Here is an 18196-nt window from a genome sequence, read left to right as displayed (position 1 = left end):
CATGGTACACTATGGGAAATACCATGATAGCGAAGGAACGGAGATTCGTCAACCGGACCCTGAGCAGATCGAGAGAAAGAGAGGGGCAGCTATGACAGAGTACCTGCTGGCGCTGGACCAGGGAACCACCAGTTCCCGGGCGATTTTATTTTCCCGGGAGGGAGAGATCCTTTCCTCGGCGCAGATTTCTTTTTCCCAGCACTATCCCCAGCCTGGCTGGGTGGAGCACGACCCCATGGAGCTGTTGGACAGCCAGCTGCGGGAGGCAGCGGAATGTGTGGAAAAGAGCGGAGTCACGCCGGGGCAGATCGCCGGGATCGGGCTGGCAAACCAGCGGGAGACGGCGGTGGTCTGGGAACGGGACACCGGAAAACCCGTGTGCAACGCCATTGTGTGGCAGTGCCGCCGGACAGCCCCCTTCTGCTCGAAACTGGAGGCGGAGGGGTATACCCAGCTCATTCGGGAGAGAACCGGACTGCTGCCGGATGCGTATTTTTCCGGCACCAAGTACCGGTGGATCCTGGAGAACGTGCCCGGCGCCCGGCGGCGGGCAGAAAACGGGGAGCTGCTCTGCGGGACCGTGGACAGCTGGCTGCTGTGGAATCTGACCGGGGGAAAGACCCATGCATCGGATTACTCCAACTGCTCCCGTACCATGCTCTTTGACCTGCACCATCTGCGCTGGGATGAGGAACTGTGCCGGCTGATGGAAGTTCCCATGGGATGGCTGCCGGAGCCGGTAGAAAACAGCGGGCCGCTGGGCGTGGTGGCGTCCGGGGTGCCCCATCTGGAGGGGCTGGCCGGGATTCCCATCTGCGGCGCCGCCGGCGACCAGCAGGCGGCTCTGTTTGGGCAGGGCTGCTTTGTCCCGGGCCAGCTGAAGAATACCTATGGAACCGGCTGCTTTACCCTTCTGAACACAGGAGAGAAACCGGTGACCTCAAAGAATGGGCTGCTGACCTGTATTGGATGGGGCCTTGGGGGAAAGACTACCTATGTTCTGGAGGGCAGTGTGTTTAACGCAGGGTCCTCCATCCAGTGGCTGCGGGATGAGCTGGGTATCATTGACTACTCCCATGAGTGTGACATTCTGGCGGAGTCCGTGCCGGACAACGGCGGCGTCTATATGGTGTCGGCCTTTACCGGCCTGGGTGCCCCCCACTGGGATATGTATGCCCGTGGGGCTGTGCTGGGCCTGACCCGGGGGACCAATCGGGGCCATTTGTGCCGGGCGGTGCTGGAAGGAATCGCCTATCAGACCGCCGACCTGATTGCGGCCATGGAAAAGGATGCCGGACAGAAGATTCAGGGCCTGCGGGTGGACGGCGGAGCCAGCGTCAGCGACTTTATGATGCAGTACCAGGCGGACTTGCTGGGGGTGCCTGTGGAGCGGCCCAAGGTGGTGGAGACCACGGCCTGGGGCGCTGCCTGCCTGGCGGGGCTTGCTGCGGGGCTGTGGGCCTCTCCGGAAGAGATTCTCCGGGAGCAGGTCCCTGGGAAGGTGTACCAACCCCAAACCGACCGACGGGAGGAATACCAGCGGTGGCAGAAGGCTCTGGAACGGGCCAAACAGTGGGAAGAAGCATAAGCACAGCGGGAACAGGAGGAGACCATGACAGCACTGGAGCGATTTTTGCGGTATAGTTCCTTTGACACCCAGTCGGATGAAGGATCAGAGACCATCCCATCCACAGAAAAGCAGAAGGTACTGGGGGACCTGCTCTGTCGAGAACTGGAAGAGATGGGGATGGAGCGTCCCCATATGGATGAAAAAGGGTATGTCTATGCCTGGCTGCCCGCGTCTCCGGGGAAGGAGGACCTTCCCACCATTGCGCTCATCGCGCATATGGATACGGTTCCCCGTGTGCCCGGCAGGGGGGTGAAGGCCCGGGTGGTGACCTACACAGGCGGGGACCTGGTCCTGAACGAGGAGAAGGGGCTGGTGACTGCTGTGGCAGATTTCCCAGATCTGGCGCTCCACGTGGGGAAGGAACTGGTAGTGACTGACGGGACCACCCTGCTGGGGGCGGACGATAAAGCGGGGGTAGCGGAGATCCTGACCGCCATGGAAACCCTGCTGGCCCACCCGGAATGGACCCACGGCCGAGTGGCCGTGTGCCTGACCCCGGACGAAGAGATCGGCCGGGGCGCAGACTACGTGGACCTGGAGAAGCTGGGAGCGGAGTTTGGCTATACCGTGGACGGCGGCCCCTTGGGTGCGCTGGAATACGAGAACTTTAACGCTGCCTCGGGAGAGGTGACGGTGCACGGGGTGAACATCCATCCCGGCGAGGGTAAGAACAAGATGAAGAACGCCAGCCTGATCGCAGCGGAACTGATCGCTATGGTGCCCTCTGCGGAGTCTCCGGCGCATACGGAGGGGTACGAGGGCTTTTATCACCTGTCCACCATGACAGGGGACGAGAGTGAGGCCAGGCTGTCGTGGCTCATCCGGGACCATGACCGAACCTCTTTTGAGAACCGGAAGAAACGTCTTCTGGCCATTGGGGACTATCTCAACGGCGTCTATGGACCTGGGACGGTCACCGTAGAGATCGAGGACAGCTACTACAACATGAAAGAAAAGATCGCCCCCTATCCCCAGCTGCTGGACTGGGCCAGAAATGCCTTCCGCGCCGTGGGAGTAGAGCCTTGGGATCTGCCCATCCGAGGCGGGACCGACGGCGCAAAATTAAGTTTTATGGGGCTCCCCTGCCCCAATCTCTCCACCGGTGGATTCCATTTTTATGGGGTAAATGAGTATATTCCTGTAGAGTCGTTGTATAAAATGACGGATATGCTGGTGGAACTGGTGAGAGAAGTTGACAAAATGATAAAAACAGAAAAAGTTTAAAAATCCTGTTGACAAACAGCCCCTTTTTCGCTATACTAAACATCGCTCGCTGGTGATGCGGGCGAGACACGGCGGCATAGCTCAGTTGGCTAGAGCATTCGGTTCATACCCGGAGTGTCACTGGTTCAAATCCAGTTGCCGCTACCATATTTCCGCAGCCTCTGCGGAAATGCATGGCCCGTTGGTCAAGTGGTTAAGACACCGCCCTTTCACGGCGGTAACATGGGTTCGAGTCCCGTACGGGTCACCACACGGAGGCATAGCTCAGCTGGTAGAGCGCTCGCCTCACACGCGAGAGGTCACAGATTCGAGTTCTGTTGTCTCCACCAAAGACAGGAAAGCCACAGCCCTTATCTATCAAGGGTTGTGGCTTTTTCTTGTGTCCTTGTTTATATGCCCCGGTCGTTCCGTGGTCGTTATTTTCCTCCGAACTTAACCGGCAGCTTGTCCGCGATTGCGGAGCTGGCTCTTGCCTGGGCAGTCTCGAACGAGTGTGTATAGATGTTTAGCGTCGTTGAGGTTTGGGAGTGGCCGAGAGAGGCCGAAACGGTTTTGACATCTTCGCCGTTGTAGATTAGTAGGGATGCATTGAGGTGCCGGAACTGGTGGACCCCGTAGAAGGGTAGGCCCCGCTCTTTACAAAATCGCTTTAACCATTTATAAGGCCGTCCCGGGTCGATGGGGGACCCGTCAACCTTCGTGAACAGTCTCCCGGATTCATGCCATTGATCCCCAAGGGCGAGGCATTGCCGATGGCGCTCTTCTTGAAGCTGCGCCACAAGAGAGAAAACCCAGGCAGGGAGCTTTAGAGAGCGGCGGCTCTTTGCCGTTTTGGTGGGCGCAGTAAAAATACCGTCTTCTGGTGTGTATAGTGACACGCGCTTCACGCTTGCCGTTTGGTGGTCGTGGTCGAAGTCTTGAAACTCAAACCCGCACAGCTCTTCCCGGCGGAAGCCCCCGAACAGAGCCAAGGTAAAGAACACTTGCCAGGATAGAGGAGCCTCCACAAGCGCGTCTAAGAACGCTTGCGCTTCGCCTATCGTGTTCCTTTTCCTTCCCAACGTCCAGAGGGGGCAGCGTAACGGCAAGGCATGGGTTGTATTGCAGCATCCCCATGCGGATTGCATAGGCGAACACGGCGGAGATAAATGCGCGGTGGTTCTTTATGCTGGTAGGGGAAAGGCCCCTGCTTGGATGTGTTTTGTTGGCACCTGGCTTGCTTAGGCCATTCACAAACCGTTGAATGTGTCGCGGCGTGATCTTGTCCAGATATAAGTGCCCGAGCTCACCATAAATCCGCGGGGCAAGCTGCTTGTAATTGGCCTGCGTGCGCTTCCCTAATGCCGTTTCAACATGTTCCTGCATCCACTGTTGCGCGAATAGTTGGAACTTGATATGCCCGTCAGCCAATGCGGAGCCACGGCTCAGCTCATCGAACAGAACCATTTGCCGATTAAGTTCCCGCTCGACTTGCCGCGTCGACATGCCCGGATCCGGTGTCCAGGTTTTTGACTTCATGACTTGCTTTCCCTCTGGGGTGTATCCGCAGGAAGAGCGGATTCGATAAGAGTTTCCGCGTTTAGTATAGGTTGCCATGGTGAAACGCTCCTTTCGCGTTTGACACCGCGCCCCAAAGATGATATAATGATGAAGCGCAGATGCCTTGATTTACTGTCCTGGTATTTGTGTGCTTGACCGCGTAGAGGTTGCCGCCTCTGCGCGGTTTTTTCATGCTCTGATATAAATCACTCTTGCCCCTCTCCGCCCTCTGGCGGCTCTGTGGTGGCTTCTGCAGGCCTTTGGTACTTGGGTATGTCTGTTAGCTCTTCCACACGCTCCACGGCCACGCGCTGACCCGTAGGATTGAGCTTGCGAAACGGGGTTAACAACTTCTTTTCTGACGGGCTGGGTTGGGTGGTGTGTCTTTTTATGTTCTCCGCGAACTTTGCGTACACTTCATCACTTGCTTCACGGCCATAGACCCCACCACCATAATATTCCCATGTGCCTATTAGATATTCTACAGGAACTTTTAAGGCGGCGGATATTTTCTGTAATGTTTCTATTTTGGGGTTTCGCAAATTGTTTTCCCATTGCGCTAAAGTTTGTGGGGAAATACCGAGACGCGCACCGAGCTCTTTTTGCGTAACTCCGGCGTCTTTTCGTGCCTTTTTAATTCGTTCTCCAGTTGTCATTGTGACACCTCCGTGTGTAAGAATAACACTGCGCCACAAAAAAATCAAGCGAAAGACTGAATAAAAGTATTTACATTTACAAAAGACTGTGCTATTATACAGACGTTCAGTCAAATGCAAATGTTTAAGGGGGAGGTGATAAAATGAGAATTGACCGAGTACGCCTTGCGGCGGAGATGGCCCGAGGGGATTTAACTGTAAACAAATTATCCGAAAAGGCAGGTGTTTCCCGCGCCACGGTTACGGCCGTAAAGAGTGGGAAGAGTTGTTCCAGAGAGACAGCGGAGAAACTGGCCGCCGTGCTGGGGCGTGACATCGTGGAAAAGGAGGACTAAGCAATGCCAGAGCAAACTGCGCATAAGGTACCAAAGATGCGGACCGCAGAAAAGGCGCTTGCCATGATCCGGGAGGAGGACCCAGAAACCTCCGTTTCCCTGCACCAGATCAGGCGACTAATAAAAACGGGGAAAATCCCATTTACCCAGGCAGGGACAAAGAAGCTTATCAACATGGAATATCTATATCGTTATTTGGAGGAGGGAGAACAACATGACCCATGCGATTAAAATACCCGTGCGGGTGTTCCCTGTAGCCTATCTTGACCCGAACACTGGCAAGAGGGCGGATGACACCATTGTGCTGACCAAGGCGGAGCTGAATGCCGCTCAGATTGTAGGTCAAAGCTCTAAGGAGCTGATCAACCGTCTTTATAACCGGCGTGGAGCCTTGGTTGTGGATATTGGCAAGGCGGCTAAGGTAGAAATTGAAGTGGAGCTTTCTGACAAGAGCGGTTGCGTGCAAATTGAGGGGTCCGCTATGCTGTCTGGAGGTGCCGGTGTCCGTGTCTGATAATCGCTTCCGCTTGTTTGCTGAGGCATACGCCGGGAAAATGGGATTACCTATTTTCCCATGTGTGCCCAACGGCAAAGCCCCTGCCACCCCCAGAGGCTTCCATGACGCTTCCAAAGACCCGTCCAGGGTAGCCGAGTGGTGGCAGGGCGAAAGCGCCTACAACGTCGCTATAGCCACTGGAAACGGCCTCGTAGTGCTTGATGTGGATATTGACCACGAGCGGGGGAAGTATGGTGACGAGACCCTTGCGGTGCTGGAATGGTTAAATGGCCCGTTGCCTGACACTTGGATGTGCCTTACTGGCGGCGGCGGTGTACACTACTATTTCCGGTGTGATGACCCAAAGCTTACTACGGGCGTGAACTTCGCACCCGGCTTGGACTATCGCGGGGCGGGTGGTTACGTCATAGCACCGCCCAGCATCCACGAGAGCGGGCGCAGGTATGAGTGGGAGGCGGCCCATACCCCCACCAGCTTACCCCTGGCCCCGCTCCCTGACTGGCTCCACAGGCTTATGCTGGGGGTAAGAAGTCCAAGACCACAGCGCAGCAAGGGCAAACGGATGGCCCGCCGAAAATCATGGAGGGCGGACGGAATGACGCTCTGTTCAAGATGGCATCCTCCCTCCGGGCCAAGGGCTTGACCGCTGATGAGATGCTTGCCTCCATGCGGCAGTTCAATGAAAACAGGTGCATCCCCCCATTGGACGATAAGGAGGTGGTGACGATATGCCAAAGCGCGGGGAAGTACAAGCGAGGACAGCAGAACGATGGCGGAGGGCAAAGCATAAAGCCCCAGCTCATCCAGGCTGCTGTGGTGCCCTATGAACCGCCCAAGTGGACGATTGCTCCATACTTCCAGCGTGGCAAGGGCACACTTGTTCAGGGGGATCCCGGCAGCGGCAAAACGGCATTCATGTGCGCTGTGGCCGCTCACGTCTCCACGGGTAGGCCGCTGTTGGGCATCCCGGTGGAAACTCCAGGGGACATACTTATATTGTCTGTAGAGGATGATTTACCTGTTCTGCGTGGCCGGATAGAGGCTGACGGCGGTGATCTGACCAAGTGTCACTTTATGACCAACGCAGCCGGTTTGACTTTCACAGACCAAGTAGTGGAGGAGGCCATAAAAACAATCCGGGCTAAGATGGTTATTTTTGACCCCTTTCAGGCTTTTCTTGGCGCAAAGGTGGATATGTTCCGCTCGAATGAAACCCGCCCCGAGCTGGCAAAGCTTTTTGAGATGTGTGAGCGGAACGACTGCGCTTGCGTGATTATCGCACACATGAGCAAAGGAAGTGTGGGAGCTTCCCCGGTGAACCGCGCTCTTGGTTCCGTCGATATTCCCGCCTCTATGCGCAGCATCCTACAGCTGACCCAGAACCCCGAAAACGAGGACGAGCGGATCATGGTCCATGTGAAATGCTCCAACGCGCCAAAGGGACGTAGTATTGCTTACACTATAGGGGAAAAAGGGGGCGTGCAATGGACGGGGTTTAGCCCTATGACCGTTGAGGATTTGCAGATCATCACCAAGCGCAAAGAGAAGGGGATCAACTACGATACAGAACCCCTTGTACAGGTGTTCAACCAGCTTATTACTGACCGCCCCGGCGGGGGGTTCTGGAGCTATTCGGAATTGAAAAACGAGGGTGCAAAGATACTCGGGTTCCCGCCATATAGTGATTTGAACGACCTCCGCCAAAGGCTGGACAACGGCCTTGCCAAAGAACTCCAAAAGCGGGATGGGCTGATTGTGACGCATGGGGAGCGCGATAGAACAAACAGGCGTGGAATCAGAATTGAGCAGTACAAGCACCCGGAGGGGTACCAAACAAAAATATCGGATGCATAACTTCCCTATTACAAAAAAATAGTTATGTTTCGTATGCATTGTTATGCGAAGTTATGCGGCGGGTGCATAACAATGCATAACAAATAACACTTCTATGTGTGTAAGGAAGAAGTTATGCGCTAGTACCATTTGACCCCAGAGAATTTAAACCGTCCCGCTTTCACTGGGTTACCTAACCCAGTGAAAAAAGCCTTATATATCAATGGTTTGCGTTTCACTGGGTTATTTGTCTCTCTTTGACGGTGGCAACGAAAGGGGGTAGCGAAATGCGACACCCTGATGGATACCAACCAAAATACCGTAGCGAATCACGACGGAATCTAAGGTCGCGATTCACGACCTTATCCGCCAACATGAAAGGAGGCGCGACAGATGAAGAAAGACACCTACAAAGACAGCTCAGGGAAGAAGATGTTAGCTCGTGGGAGCAGGTACGGCTTTGGCCCCTTCGCTGGGAAGTCAAAGCGCCGTATCAGCGTGGACGACGTTCGCCGCGTGGCAGGTCTCCCGCCCAAGGAAGGAGGCTATAGAGAAATGACGTACTATCACACCTGCCCCCAATGCGGGGCCCACTTGGACCCAGGGGAGCGGTGCGACTGCCAGGACAAAGAAAAGGAGCTGTCCGGTGCTACCAACGCCGAACAGCTCAAAGGTGGAACAAAAGGTGACATTACCACTGTTTCATCTCCACTATACAACAAAAATGGAGGAAATGCAAGATGAAAAATGAAGAATTGATCATTGTTGATGATATTATGTCCGCAGTTACGGAAACTGAAATCTGGAATGAGATTCAGAGGACAGACCCTTGGATCACTGCTGCGAATAAAAGCCTTAATAAGTTCTTGAAGGACAATGCGCCGGCGATAGAAGACGCGGTGGAAGGGCTGGTGTATAACATGGTAAATGCATATGTGCAGAGCGCAATTCTCTATGGCATGCCGCTCAAACGATCTTGCAGTCCATCCGGGCTGACGATCAGCAGCGTAGAATTAACGAGCTTGCGGCGCTCCTGGATGACTTGAACCGGAGGCGGACATGACCATAGAAACGTTGGAGCGCCGCGTGACGGCTTTTTTAGGTAACAGCGTGCGCATTCCCACCCGGGGAGAGTTTCGGCAGCTGTGGGACCGGGCGGACGATTTAAGCAGGGCAGTGCTCACGGCTTACGCGGAATGCCCGCAGATGGCTACGGGAGAATGGGAACAGGCCGTTGTTGGATATATGCAAGAAATGGGACTTGCCAAAGCGTACTATACCTTAGAGGACCTAACGCAATAACATAGAGTGAGCCAGGCGCATTACAGTATAGGAGGTCACGGCATGAGTAAGACACGGTATAAGTGGCGCGGATATGTGGAGTGGATGATTAGACTGTACCCGGAGCGTTTGAAAGAACTTCAACGTCTTCAAGAACGGTCCCATGTGGCAAACTACGGTGGAGTGTTCCGGGGTAGTGAGATCTCCCGTCCTACGGAACGCCTTGGGATGGTCTCCCTTGGTGATACCTGCGACCGGGAAGTTGAAGCCGTCCGGCGGGCCATTGAAGCTACAAAGGGAAAGTATAATGGGGCTTTGGCGTTGAGGCTCATCGATCTTGAGTTTTGGCGGCGCTCTCACAATACGCACGGTGCTGCCGCTGCCTGCTATGTTTCGTACTCCACTGCACAGAGATTGCGCTCTGACTTTATTCTGGAAGTTGGCCGTAACTTCGGCTTGTGCGATTACACCACCGAAGCCAGAAAGTTAAAGCCTGAGTCTATGGCTGCTGTGTGCGTGTGAAATGCTTGCAAATTCGTCGTTGTTTGGTCTTTATCCGCGCAAAAGGTAACGACCAAAGAGAGAAGGAGACAAAACGAAGGACGAAAAAAGCCTATGTATATCAATGGTTTTTTCGCTTCGTGTTGAAAGGCGAGAAGCTATGTCTTTTTTTCGAGTTCTGTTGTCTCCACCATTGGTAAACACCTGAAATCGTACGATTTCAGGTGTTTTCTTTTGCCGCAGTCCAAAGGGGACTGCGGCTTTCCTTTTTCCTCTTGACAGAAGGAAAAAATATGATAATATAAGCAAGTGATTAAAATTAAACTTATGTTTACGGAGGTGGAGGGATGACCCAGAGGGAGCGGCAGATTCTTCAGTGGATTATGGAGGATCCCATGATCTCCCAGGAGGCTCTGGCCGAGCGGGCGGGGATCACCCGCTCGTCGGTGGCGGTGCACATTTCAAACCTGATGAAGAAGGGGTATATTGCCGGAAAGGGCTATGTGCTCCGGACCGGCGGTTACGTAGCGGTGGCCGGGGCGGTCAACGTGGATATTGGGGGACGCTCTCACGCCCCGCTGGTTGCTCGCGATTCCAATCCGGGGAGTGTGACCATCAGCCTTGGGGGCGTGGGGCGAAATATCGCCCACAATCTGCGTCTGCTGGGGGCGGAGGTCTCCCTGCTGACAGCGCTGGGAGAGGATGTGCACGCCGGGGAGGTGATGTCCTCCTGTGAGTCCCTGGGGATCGACCTGAGCGCTGCGCTGCGGGTGCCCGGCGGGACCACTTCCACCTATCTTTTTTTGAGTGACCAGGATGGAGACATGGCCCTGGCGGTGTCGGATATGGAGATCTACCGGCAGTTGACGCCGGCATACTTTGCCCGGCATCTGGGGGTGCTCAACGGGGCGAAGCTCATCGTGGCGGATGCCAATCTTCCGGCAGAGTCTCTGGCCTACCTGGCAGAGCATTGCCGTCCGCCCTTGTTTGTGGACCCGGTCTCCACCATCAAGGGGGAGAAACTGCGGCCCATCCTGGGGAAGATCCACACGCTGAAACCCAACCGCCTGGAGGCAGAGCTGCTGTCCGGGGTGCCCATCACGGACCGGGCCAGTTTAGAGCGGGCGGCAGCCTGTCTGCTGGACACCGGCCTCACCCGGGTGTTTATCTCTCTGGGTGAAGAGGGCGTGTTTGCTGCGGAGCAGGGACAGGCGGTTTTGGTGCCGGCCTGTCCGGCCCAGGTGCGCAACGCGACCGGGGGCGGGGACGCCTTTACCGCGGCCCTGGCCTGGTCCTGGCTGGAAGGACAAAGTCTGGAAGACAGCGCCCGTGCCGCTGTGGCAGCGGCTGCCATTGCGGTAGAAGGAGAAAAGACCATCAATCCCGTCCTGTCCCCGGAAGGGGTGCGAGGACGGATGCAGAAATAGGAGGAAAAACCATGAACCGTTATCTTGATATTAATCCCGAAGTAGCCCAGGCCCTGGCAGAAGGAAAGCCTGTGGTCGCCCTGGAGTCCACCATCATTTCCCACGGTATGCCCTATCCTCAGAACGTGGAGACAGCTTTGAAGGTTGAAGAGATCATCCGGGAGCATGGTGCCGTTCCTGCAACCATTGCTATTTTGGGCGGACGCCTGAAGGCGGGTCTGACCAAGGAAGAGATCACCTATCTGGGCCAGCAGGGCCAGAAGGTGACCAAGGCCTCCCGCCGTGACCTGGCGGTGCTGGTGGCCAAGGGCGCGGATGGCGCCACCACGGTGACCACCACCATGATGATCGCACACATGGCAGGCATCAAGATCTTTGCCACCGGCGGCATTGGCGGCGTGCATCGGGGTGCAGAGACCACCATGGATATTTCTGCTGACCTGGAAGAGCTGGCCCAGACCGACGTGATGGTAGTCTGCGCCGGGGCCAAGGCCATTCTGGACCTGAAGCTCACCCTGGAGTATCTGGAGACCCATGGTGTGCCGGTGCTGGGGTACCAGACCAAGGAACTGCCCGCCTTCTATACCCGGACCTCCGGTCTTTCTGTGGACGCCCAGATGGACACCCCGGAGGAGCTGGCGCAGGTGCTGAAGGTGCAGCATGACCTGGGTCTGAAGGGCGGTGTGCTGGTGACCAATCCCATTCCTGAGGCATACTCCATGGATCCGGAGAAGATTGGCGCAGTCATTGAGCAGGCCATTGAAGAGGCCAAGGAAAAGGGCATCCAGGGCAAGGAGACCACGCCCTTCCTGCTGGCCAAGGTCAAGGAGATCACCGGCGGCGACAGCCTGGAGGCCAACATTCAGCTGGTATTCAACAACGCCCGGCTGGCTGCCCGGACTGCGGTTGCTTACAGCCAGCTGTAAGGGGACATTGCGCGCAAACGGCGGCCTGTGGCTGGATGCGGTTCCAACGCAAAAGTTTCTCTCTTTCCCTTGCGGTGAGGAAAAAGAAGTGATATGATATTACCATCGACTTCTCAGCGAGAGGTCGTGGCTGAGGCAGCGGTGCCCGTCTTCGGATGGGGGCCGCTGTTTTTTTCTTTAGAGCGGGGATTCCTGGACACAAAAGGTGAAAAAGCGGTCCACGCTGGTTAAGGGATGGGGTTCCTTTCTCCGGGCGATATAGAAGCAGCTTTCCGTGTGGTCGTCCGAAAGAGGGAGAAGATGGATGTCCTGGCGATGGACAGGAGGGGTATCCAGCATAACGGTGATGCCAAAGCCCTGGGCCACCAGTTCCATGATAAAGTTGGCGTCTTCTACTTCGTAGGCGATGTTCCATTGGTCACGGACGGGGGCGAAAAGACGGTCCACCGGGTCCCGCTGGCCGCTGAGCCAGGAGTAGGTGACGTGGGGGTAGGGAAGGGTATCCTGTACGGAGACGGTTTTCTGTTGGGCCAGGGGATGCCCCAAGGGAACGGCAGCCACCATGCGGCGTTTTTGGATGGGGGCGTATTCCAGACTGGGGTCCTCGGTGAGTTTGGAGCAGAAGCCGATGTCTGCGGTGCCTTCCTTCACGGACTGGCAGACCTGGCTGGACATACCGGTGGAAAAGGTGAAGTCACACTCCGGGTTGGCCTCCTTGAAGCGGCGGCACAGGGTGGTGACGGTAGGGATGATCAGCAGGGGGATGGTACGCAGCCGAAGGATGCCGCCGCCCTCCCGCATGAGCTGAAAGCTGCGCAGGCAGCTGTCGGCGGCTGTGACGATCTGTTCCGCCTGGGGAAGGAGAACGGCACCGTAGGGGCTGGGGGTGATCCCTCGCCCCTGGCGCTGGAAAAGAGGCACACCCAGCTCTTTTTCCAGGGCGGCGATGGCATGGCTGAGTCCGGATTGAGAAATGTTGAGCCGGTCGGCGGCGCGGGTATAGTGCATCTCCTGGGTGAGGACGATGAAGTAGCGGAGATGGTCCAGATTCATGGGGAGAAACCTCCTGTTTTTTGAATAGTTTACCATGAATAATGAAAAAAAGGAATGAGTTGAACGCTTTCTGTGGATTGATTTTCTGGGAGAAGTGCGGTTCAATAAAAGAAAACAGCAGGGCTGTGAAGAGAGACTGTAAGGGAGGAAATCGTGAGATGGGTTTGAAATTTTCGGTTCTGTATTTGGGGAAGATGGAGTTTCCCAAGTTCCGTCTGGTCCAGTGTCCTGACGAAGAAAACATGGTGCGGTCACCTGCGGTGGCCATTCTGATCCAGCATCCGGAACTGGGGAATATTCTGTACGATACGGGCAACAGCCCGGCCTTTGCGGACGTCTACACCCCGGAGATGCTTCATAACTATCCTGTGACGGAGCTCATTTCCATTAAGGATGCATTGGCAGACAAGGGTCTGACGCCCCATGACATTGACCACATCATTCTTTCCCACCTGCACTTTGACCACGCCGGCGGATTGCAGGATTTTGTAGGCACCAAAGCCATCGAGCGTGTGATCGTCTCGGAGGAAGATCTGAAGAACGCATATTTCAGCGTGATGACCGGGAACGGCGGGGCCTACATCCGCTCGCTGTTTGATGTGGAGGGGGTACAGTTCCGTGCCATTTCCGGGGACACCAAGCTGGCAGAGGATCTGGAACTCTTCGTGCAGCCCTCTCATACCCCGGGCGTGATCGGGATGATCCTGAAAACGGAACACCACGGCACCGTCATTACCACCAGCGACACCATCTATACCAGAGAGAGCTACGAGCAGGAGCTTCCTCCCGGGGGGACCATCAACAAGACGCCCGAGGAGTTTTATGATAACCTGAAGCGGATCAAGAAGATGGAACAGGACTACCAGGCCACCCTTCTCTTTGGTCACGATTACGACCAGATCATGGAGTGGGTAGAGAAAGGCTGGATGGACTAAAGGTGTTCTCTCTCGGCAGAGGACAGAGAGCATAGGAAGGGAAGTGTGCTTCTGCTTGGGGCCGCCCCAGCAGAGGCCTGCGGAAAGGAGCGTATTATGATGCAGCATACACCCACTGCCGGCGCTGCTCTGGGCAACGAGCTTCGAGCAGGTACTGTGGCGAAGGTCGGCAGCACCAAACGAATTCAGGAATTGAACGGTATGCTCCACCAGAATCGGCCCAATGTGGACATCACCCGGGCCCGGGCCTACACCAAGGTGTACCGGGAGACAGAGGGGATGCCCAGCCTGATGCGCCGGTATAAGGCGTCCGCTGAGGTGTACCGGACCCTCAGTGACAACGTGTACGACTATGAACAGCTGGTGGGATGGCCCACCAAGCGGATCCGCGGGGCAAACTTTGCCATTGAGCTGCACGCCCACTGGCTGGCGGAAGATCTGCCCAATTTGCGGGACCGTACCTATGATCCCTTTGAAATCACGGAGGAAGACTACAAGGAGCTGGAAGAGGATCTTCTGCCCTACTGGAAGGATAAGACCATGGCGGTGCAGTGGGGCCACTATGTGAGCAAGGAAGAGTGGAACCGGGGACAGTTCGGCGGCGTGTCTGACGTGTCGAACTACTTGTGCGCCAACGGCTCCCACTTTATCCCTGCCTGGACGGATGTCATTCAGCATGGATTCGTCAAGTACTACGAGAAGGCAAAGGCTCTTCTGGCGGCTCTGGACCCCAATGATCCTGCCTCCATTGACAAGCGGATCTTCTATCAGGGGATCCTGGAAGTCCTGGAAGCCATTCGAGACTGGGGCGAGCGGATGTCCGCTGCCTGCCAGAGGAGAGCAGAGGGGGAACAGGACCCGGTGCGAAAGAAAGAGCTGGAAGACATGGCAGCCATGATGAAGCGGGTGCCCTGGGGACCGGCGACCTCCTTCCACGACGCCTGTGAGACGGCGTGGGCGGTGTGCTTCTTCCTGTTTGTGGAAGGGGCAGGCCCCTCCATTACCTGGGGACGCTTTGACCAGTACATGTATCCTTACTACAAAGCAGATGTAGAAAAGGGGATCCTGACCCCGGAGAAGGCTATGGAGCTGATCGAGGAACTGTATGTCCGAGTGACCTCCAATGTCTGGTTCCAGTCCACCCAGATGGCCTATATCTTTGGCGGGTACTACCGGTATCCCCACCTGGACGTAGGCGGCCTGGACGAGAACGGAAAGGATGCCTCCAATGAGCTGTCCTATCTGTGCCTGCGGGCCATGCGCTATGCCAAAACGACTTCTCCCGCCGTTTCCCTGATGCTCCACCAGAAAACCCCCGATTCTCTGCTGTATGAGGCCTGCGAACTGGCAGCGGAAGGGATGGGGCATCCCTCCTTCTTCAACTGCGAAGGGCTCTACTCTATGTTGGAGCACCGGGCTGGCGGTTTGGACGGTTATTCCAACTACACTCGGAAGGATATTTTGAAGTATGGCTCTCCCATCGGCTGCGTAGAGCCTGGCGCGGAAGGCCTTCAGTATGGCCACACGGACTCGGGTATTATCAACGTGGCGGGCGCAGCCCTTATGGCGGTGACCAATGGCGTGATGCCGGTGGAGTCGGATAATATGTTTGCCGGAAAACTCCTGACCTTTGAGAGCGGCGCGCCCGATTCCTTCCAGACCTTTGAGGAATTCTATGCTGCGGTGAAAGCCCAGATCAAGTACGCCATCGACGAAGCCCACGCCAACCTGCTGGTATGTGAAAAGCTGTTGGCAGAGCAGTTCAATCTCCCGACCTTCACCATCCTGCTGGACGGTGCCCTGGAAAAAGCGGTAGATGCCACTGCAGGAGGAGCCAAGGTCAACGTGGGTCCCACCATGAATATGTCCGGCTTTGGTACCATGGTGGACTCGGTGGCGGCCATTAAGAAGGTAGTCTTTGAGGACAAGGAAGCGACCTTGCAAGAGGTCTGCGACGCCTGTATGAATAACTTTAAGGGCTGTGAAGGGCTGCGGACAAAACTGCAAAAGGCACCCAAGTATGGCAACGACGATGACTTTGCCGATGATATTGCAGCAGATCTGTGGAAGTGGTTTGCAGACTGCACCATGGTACTGAAAATGTATCGGGGCCACTATTGCGATGCGGCGGTGCAGATGGTGCAGTCCAACGTGGGGTACGGCGCTATGACGGGTGCCACGCCCAATGGCCGTCTGGCAGGAATGCCTCTGTCGGACACCATGTCGGCCACCCAGCAGGCGGATACCCACGGGCCCACCGCTGCAGCCCGAAGCTACGGAAAGCTGGACTTCCCGGCTTACACCAACGGCACGCTGCTGAATATGTGGATCAGCCAGTCTGAGCTGCTGGAAAAATCCTGAGAAAACAAGCTGCGGAAAGGAGAATTGCTATGACCACCATTCGAGACAATCCTTTGAACTGTCCGGACTCCACCTATACCGAGCCTGCATACAAAGAGGCGGGCATGCGCAACTTCACCAACCTGGTCCGTACCATGCTCAACGACTATGGGGTTTACCACGTGCAGTTTAACACCATCAACAAGGAAACACTGATCGACGCCAAGGCCCACCCGGAAAATTATCCGACGCTGATGGTTCGAGTGGCGGGATACAGCGTCTACTGGACGGATATTGCAGAGCGAGTGCAGGACGATATCATTAACCGCACGGAGCATACCTTCTGAGTCATTGATTTCTTTTGAAAACCACCCATTCCCCGGGACGGAAACGCCCCGGGGAATCTGATATGGGGCGCTTGCCTGCCAGAGGAGGGGACCACATGGAAAAGACAGCAACCATCTTTGATATTGGCCGGTTTCGTAACACTGATGGGCCGGGGATCCGTACGATCCTGTTTTTTAAAGGATGTCCCTTGTCCTGCCGGTGGTGCAGCAATCCCTTTGGGCTGTCTCCCAAACCTCAGCTGGTGGTGAATCCGGTGAAGTGTACCGGCTGCGGTACCTGTGCGGAGGTCTGTGGGCAAGGAGTAAACCAGGTGACGGCGGGGGAGAAGGTGCAGGTGGACTTTGATCACTGCACTCTCTGCGGTGCTTGCGTGGATCATTGCCCTGCGGGTACGAGAATGATCTCCGGGAAGGAATATACCGCGCGGGAACTCTTCCGGGAGGCCAACAAGGACGCTGCCTTTTACCGGAAGGGGGGCGGCGGTGTCACCATTTCCGGTGGGGAAGCCCTGCTGCAATATGAGGTGGCAGCAGAGACCCTGCGACTGTGCCGGAGCAATTACCTGAACACCTGCCTGGAGACCTCGGCCTATGCGCCGTGGGACCACTTGTGGCAGGTAGCCCGCTATTGTCATACGGTCTTCGTGGATCTAAAACACATGGACGAGAAAAAACACCGAGAGCAGACCGGTGTGAGCAACCGTTTGATTTTGGAGAACATTCGGAAACTCTGTCAGGAACTGCCCAAGGTCGGAGGAAAGGTGATAGTAAGAGTGCCTCTCATCCCGGGGTATAATGATGACGACGAGACGGTGAAGGAAGCGGCGCAGTTTGTAGACTCTCTTTCTGGGTGCCCGGAGCTGAATCTGCTGCCCTATCACAACCTAGGGGAGAGCAAATATGAGATGATCGGAAAAACCTATGCCATGGGGGAAGTGGAGAGCCGAAAGACCCGTGACCCGCGCCTTTTGCAAATCCAGCGTCTGTGCCAGACATGGGCGCCGGAAAACCGGGTGAGTTTGGGCGGCGATGCCATTGCACTGGAATGAAAGAAAAAGCCTGCGGAAGAAAGGTTCTTCCGCAGGCTTTTATATAAGGGAATAAATCGGTTAGAAGTACATATACTTATTGGCTTCCTTCCGCAGTTCAGCACGGAAGTCGGGGTGAGCCACAGCGATCAGGTTCTCCACGCGCTGTTTCACCGTGCGCTGACGCAGCTTGGCCACGCCGTACTCGGTGACCACCATGTCCGTCAGGTTGCGGGAGACGGAGACGATGGAGCCGGGGTCCAGGATGGGAGCGATACGGGAAACGGTGCCCTTCTTGGCGGTAGAGATCTGGCAGAGCATGGCCCGGCCGCCTCTGGAGTGGTATGCGCCGTAGGCGTAGTCGGTGGCGCCGCCGGTGCCGGACCACTGGATGTGGCCGATGGCTTCTGCGGCGACCTGACCGGTCAGGTCGATCTGCAGAGCGGCGTTGATGGAAACCATGTTATCCTGCTGCGCAATGATCATGGGGTCGTTGGTGTAACGGCCGCGGCGCATCATAACACGGGGGTGGTTGTTCAGGTACTCATAGGTGAAGTTGTCGGCAATGATAAAAGTGCCGACGGACCAGCCTTTGTCCAGGTTCTTGTACCGGTTGGTGACAGC

Annotated in this window: 22 protein-coding genes and 3 tRNA genes; 20 read left to right on the top strand and 5 right to left on the bottom strand. The window is 56.1% G+C overall.

What is annotated here, in order from left to right:
- The first annotated feature begins 91 nt into the window (after window positions 1-91).
- The 5 genes from glpK to SOR61_RS04820 all read left to right on the top strand — a co-directional run bounded on the left by glpK (window position 92) and on the right by SOR61_RS04820 (window position 3183).
- A complete protein-coding gene (gene glpK, locus SOR61_RS04840; protein ID WP_320611546.1) occupies window positions 92-1588 on the top strand; it encodes a glycerol kinase GlpK in 1497 nt (498 codons plus the stop codon).
- Window positions 1589-1612: 24 nt separating this feature from the next.
- The gene (pepT, locus tag SOR61_RS04835) at window positions 1613-2854 is read left to right on the top strand and encodes a peptidase T (RefSeq protein WP_320611545.1); all 1242 of its coding nucleotides are present in this window, start codon (window positions 1613-1615) and stop codon (window positions 2852-2854) included.
- 70 nt (window positions 2855-2924) lie between these two features.
- Window positions 2925-3001, top strand: a tRNA-Met gene (locus tag SOR61_RS04830).
- Between the two features lie 28 nt (window positions 3002-3029).
- Window positions 3030-3104: transfer RNA gene (locus SOR61_RS04825), tRNA-Glu, on the top strand.
- A gap of 3 nt (window positions 3105-3107) precedes the next feature.
- Window positions 3108-3183: transfer RNA gene (locus SOR61_RS04820), tRNA-Val, on the top strand.
- Between the two features lie 87 nt (window positions 3184-3270).
- Here SOR61_RS04820 and SOR61_RS10240 read toward each other — a convergent pair.
- From SOR61_RS10240 to SOR61_RS04810, 3 genes are all read right to left on the bottom strand, one after another.
- The gene (locus tag SOR61_RS10240; RefSeq protein ID WP_407066507.1) at window positions 3271-3837 is read right to left on the bottom strand and encodes a site-specific integrase; all 567 of its coding nucleotides are present in this window, start codon (window positions 3835-3837) and stop codon (window positions 3271-3273) included.
- Window positions 3779-4450: a phage integrase SAM-like domain-containing protein gene (locus SOR61_RS04815; RefSeq protein ID WP_320611544.1), complete on the bottom strand. Its 672-nt coding sequence runs from the start codon at window positions 4448-4450 to the stop codon at window positions 3779-3781. Before SOR61_RS04815 ends, SOR61_RS10240 begins: the two co-directional genes overlap by 59 nt.
- Before the next feature lie 149 nt (window positions 4451-4599).
- A complete protein-coding gene (locus SOR61_RS04810) occupies window positions 4600-5049 on the bottom strand; it encodes a helix-turn-helix transcriptional regulator (protein ID WP_320611543.1) in 450 nt (149 codons plus the stop codon).
- 143 nt (window positions 5050-5192) lie between these two features.
- Between SOR61_RS04810 and SOR61_RS04805 the strand changes: the two genes are divergently transcribed.
- The 11 genes from SOR61_RS04805 (at window position 5193) to SOR61_RS04755 (ending at window position 11869) form a co-directional block, all read left to right on the top strand.
- Window positions 5193-5384 (top strand): helix-turn-helix transcriptional regulator, encoded by a 192-nt coding sequence (locus SOR61_RS04805; RefSeq protein ID WP_320611542.1) that lies wholly within the window; start codon window positions 5193-5195, stop codon window positions 5382-5384.
- A gap of 3 nt (window positions 5385-5387) precedes the next feature.
- Entirely contained in the window at window positions 5388-5615 is a 228-nt protein-coding gene (locus tag SOR61_RS04800; RefSeq protein ID WP_320611541.1) for a DNA-binding protein, read from the top strand.
- Window positions 5599-5898: a hypothetical protein gene (locus SOR61_RS04795; protein WP_320611540.1), complete on the top strand. Its 300-nt coding sequence runs from the start codon at window positions 5599-5601 to the stop codon at window positions 5896-5898. Before SOR61_RS04800 ends, SOR61_RS04795 begins: the two co-directional genes overlap by 17 nt.
- Window positions 5879-6544, top strand: coding sequence for a bifunctional DNA primase/polymerase (locus tag SOR61_RS04790; protein WP_320611594.1), 666 nt, complete (start codon window positions 5879-5881; stop codon window positions 6542-6544). Before SOR61_RS04795 ends, SOR61_RS04790 begins: the two co-directional genes overlap by 20 nt.
- Window positions 6481-7755: an AAA family ATPase gene (locus tag SOR61_RS04785; RefSeq protein ID WP_320611539.1), complete on the top strand. Its 1275-nt coding sequence runs from the start codon at window positions 6481-6483 to the stop codon at window positions 7753-7755. Before SOR61_RS04790 ends, SOR61_RS04785 begins: the two co-directional genes overlap by 64 nt.
- A 372-nt stretch (window positions 7756-8127) precedes the next feature.
- Window positions 8128-8478 carry a hypothetical protein gene (locus SOR61_RS04780; protein WP_320611538.1) on the top strand — a complete coding sequence of 117 codons (351 nt, stop codon included), beginning with the start codon at window positions 8128-8130 and terminating at the stop codon, window positions 8476-8478.
- On the top strand, window positions 8475-8780 hold the full coding sequence (locus SOR61_RS04775; protein WP_320611537.1) for a hypothetical protein: 306 nt from the start codon (window positions 8475-8477) through the stop codon (window positions 8778-8780). The genes SOR61_RS04780 and SOR61_RS04775 overlap by 4 nt, the downstream gene beginning before the upstream one ends.
- A 13-nt stretch (window positions 8781-8793) precedes the next feature.
- Window positions 8794-9036, top strand: a complete 243-nt coding sequence (locus tag SOR61_RS04770; RefSeq protein ID WP_320611536.1) for a hypothetical protein — start codon at window positions 8794-8796, stop codon at window positions 9034-9036.
- A gap of 144 nt (window positions 9037-9180) precedes the next feature.
- The gene (locus SOR61_RS04765) at window positions 9181-9537 is read left to right on the top strand and encodes a hypothetical protein (RefSeq protein WP_320611535.1); all 357 of its coding nucleotides are present in this window, start codon (window positions 9181-9183) and stop codon (window positions 9535-9537) included.
- Between the two features lie 326 nt (window positions 9538-9863).
- Window positions 9864-10943: a PfkB family carbohydrate kinase gene (locus SOR61_RS04760; RefSeq protein ID WP_320611534.1), complete on the top strand. Its 1080-nt coding sequence runs from the start codon at window positions 9864-9866 to the stop codon at window positions 10941-10943.
- Window positions 10944-10954: 11 nt separating this feature from the next.
- Window positions 10955-11869 (top strand): pseudouridine-5'-phosphate glycosidase, encoded by a 915-nt coding sequence (locus SOR61_RS04755; RefSeq protein WP_320611533.1) that lies wholly within the window; start codon window positions 10955-10957, stop codon window positions 11867-11869.
- A 177-nt stretch (window positions 11870-12046) separates the two neighbouring features.
- On the opposite strand, the gene SOR61_RS04750 is transcribed toward SOR61_RS04755, so the two are convergent.
- The gene (locus tag SOR61_RS04750; RefSeq protein WP_320611532.1) at window positions 12047-12922 is read right to left on the bottom strand and encodes a LysR family transcriptional regulator; all 876 of its coding nucleotides are present in this window, start codon (window positions 12920-12922) and stop codon (window positions 12047-12049) included.
- A gap of 158 nt (window positions 12923-13080) precedes the next feature.
- Between SOR61_RS04750 and SOR61_RS04745 the strand changes: the two genes are divergently transcribed.
- The 4 genes from SOR61_RS04745 to SOR61_RS04730 all read left to right on the top strand — a co-directional run bounded on the left by SOR61_RS04745 (window position 13081) and on the right by SOR61_RS04730 (window position 17593).
- Complete coding sequence (locus SOR61_RS04745) at window positions 13081-13857, top strand: N-acyl homoserine lactonase family protein (RefSeq protein WP_320611531.1); 777 nt, start codon at window positions 13081-13083, stop codon at window positions 13855-13857.
- A 96-nt stretch (window positions 13858-13953) separates the two neighbouring features.
- Window positions 13954-16218 (top strand): pyruvate formate lyase family protein, encoded by a 2265-nt coding sequence (locus tag SOR61_RS04740; RefSeq protein ID WP_320611530.1) that lies wholly within the window; start codon window positions 13954-13956, stop codon window positions 16216-16218.
- A 29-nt stretch (window positions 16219-16247) separates the two neighbouring features.
- Window positions 16248-16544 (top strand): glycine radical domain-containing protein, encoded by a 297-nt coding sequence (locus SOR61_RS04735; RefSeq protein WP_320611529.1) that lies wholly within the window; start codon window positions 16248-16250, stop codon window positions 16542-16544.
- Window positions 16545-16639: 95 nt separating this feature from the next.
- Entirely contained in the window at window positions 16640-17593 is a 954-nt protein-coding gene (locus SOR61_RS04730) for a glycyl-radical enzyme activating protein (protein ID WP_320611528.1), read from the top strand.
- 60 nt (window positions 17594-17653) lie between these two features.
- Here the strand turns inward: SOR61_RS04730 and SOR61_RS04725 are convergent.
- The coding region (locus tag SOR61_RS04725) for an acetyl-CoA hydrolase/transferase C-terminal domain-containing protein (protein WP_320611527.1) at window positions 17654-18196 on the bottom strand (543 nt) is incomplete at its 5' end.

Origin of the sequence: Evtepia sp., from assembly GCF_034090835.1 — a bacterium.
In the GTDB taxonomy this organism is placed as follows: Bacteria; Bacillota; Clostridia; order Oscillospirales; family Oscillospiraceae; genus Evtepia.
Note: the sequence above shows the minus strand (reverse complement) of the source record. Positions and strands in the feature narration are given on the sequence as shown.

Excerpts from the sequence above, each read along its gene's own strand:
- glpK (WP_320611546.1), top strand. The coding sequence starts at position 92 with ATGACAGAGTACCTGCTGGCGCTGGACCAGGGAACCACCAGTTCCCGG.
- pepT (WP_320611545.1), top strand. The coding sequence starts at position 1,613 with ATGACAGCACTGGAGCGATTTTTGCGGTATAGTTCCTTTGACACCCAG.
- SOR61_RS04815 (WP_320611544.1), bottom strand. The coding sequence starts at position 4,450 with ATGGCAACCTATACTAAACGCGGAAACTCTTATCGAATCCGCTCTTCC.
- SOR61_RS04810 (WP_320611543.1), bottom strand. The coding sequence starts at position 5,049 with ATGACAACTGGAGAACGAATTAAAAAGGCACGAAAAGACGCCGGAGTT.
- SOR61_RS04805 (WP_320611542.1), top strand. The coding sequence starts at position 5,193 with ATGAGAATTGACCGAGTACGCCTTGCGGCGGAGATGGCCCGAGGGGAT.
- SOR61_RS04800 (WP_320611541.1), top strand. The coding sequence starts at position 5,388 with ATGCCAGAGCAAACTGCGCATAAGGTACCAAAGATGCGGACCGCAGAA.
- SOR61_RS04795 (WP_320611540.1), top strand. The coding sequence starts at position 5,599 with ATGACCCATGCGATTAAAATACCCGTGCGGGTGTTCCCTGTAGCCTAT.
- SOR61_RS04785 (WP_320611539.1), top strand. The coding sequence starts at position 6,481 with ATGGAGGGCGGACGGAATGACGCTCTGTTCAAGATGGCATCCTCCCTC.
- SOR61_RS04780 (WP_320611538.1), top strand. The coding sequence starts at position 8,128 with ATGAAGAAAGACACCTACAAAGACAGCTCAGGGAAGAAGATGTTAGCT.
- SOR61_RS04775 (WP_320611537.1), top strand. The coding sequence starts at position 8,475 with ATGAAAAATGAAGAATTGATCATTGTTGATGATATTATGTCCGCAGTT.
- SOR61_RS04770 (WP_320611536.1), top strand. The coding sequence starts at position 8,794 with ATGACCATAGAAACGTTGGAGCGCCGCGTGACGGCTTTTTTAGGTAAC.
- SOR61_RS04760 (WP_320611534.1), top strand. The coding sequence starts at position 9,864 with ATGACCCAGAGGGAGCGGCAGATTCTTCAGTGGATTATGGAGGATCCC.
- SOR61_RS04755 (WP_320611533.1), top strand. The coding sequence starts at position 10,955 with ATGAACCGTTATCTTGATATTAATCCCGAAGTAGCCCAGGCCCTGGCA.
- SOR61_RS04750 (WP_320611532.1), bottom strand. The coding sequence starts at position 12,922 with ATGAATCTGGACCATCTCCGCTACTTCATCGTCCTCACCCAGGAGATG.
- SOR61_RS04745 (WP_320611531.1), top strand. The coding sequence starts at position 13,081 with ATGGGTTTGAAATTTTCGGTTCTGTATTTGGGGAAGATGGAGTTTCCC.
- SOR61_RS04740 (WP_320611530.1), top strand. The coding sequence starts at position 13,954 with ATGATGCAGCATACACCCACTGCCGGCGCTGCTCTGGGCAACGAGCTT.
- SOR61_RS04735 (WP_320611529.1), top strand. The coding sequence starts at position 16,248 with ATGACCACCATTCGAGACAATCCTTTGAACTGTCCGGACTCCACCTAT.
- SOR61_RS04730 (WP_320611528.1), top strand. The coding sequence starts at position 16,640 with ATGGAAAAGACAGCAACCATCTTTGATATTGGCCGGTTTCGTAACACT.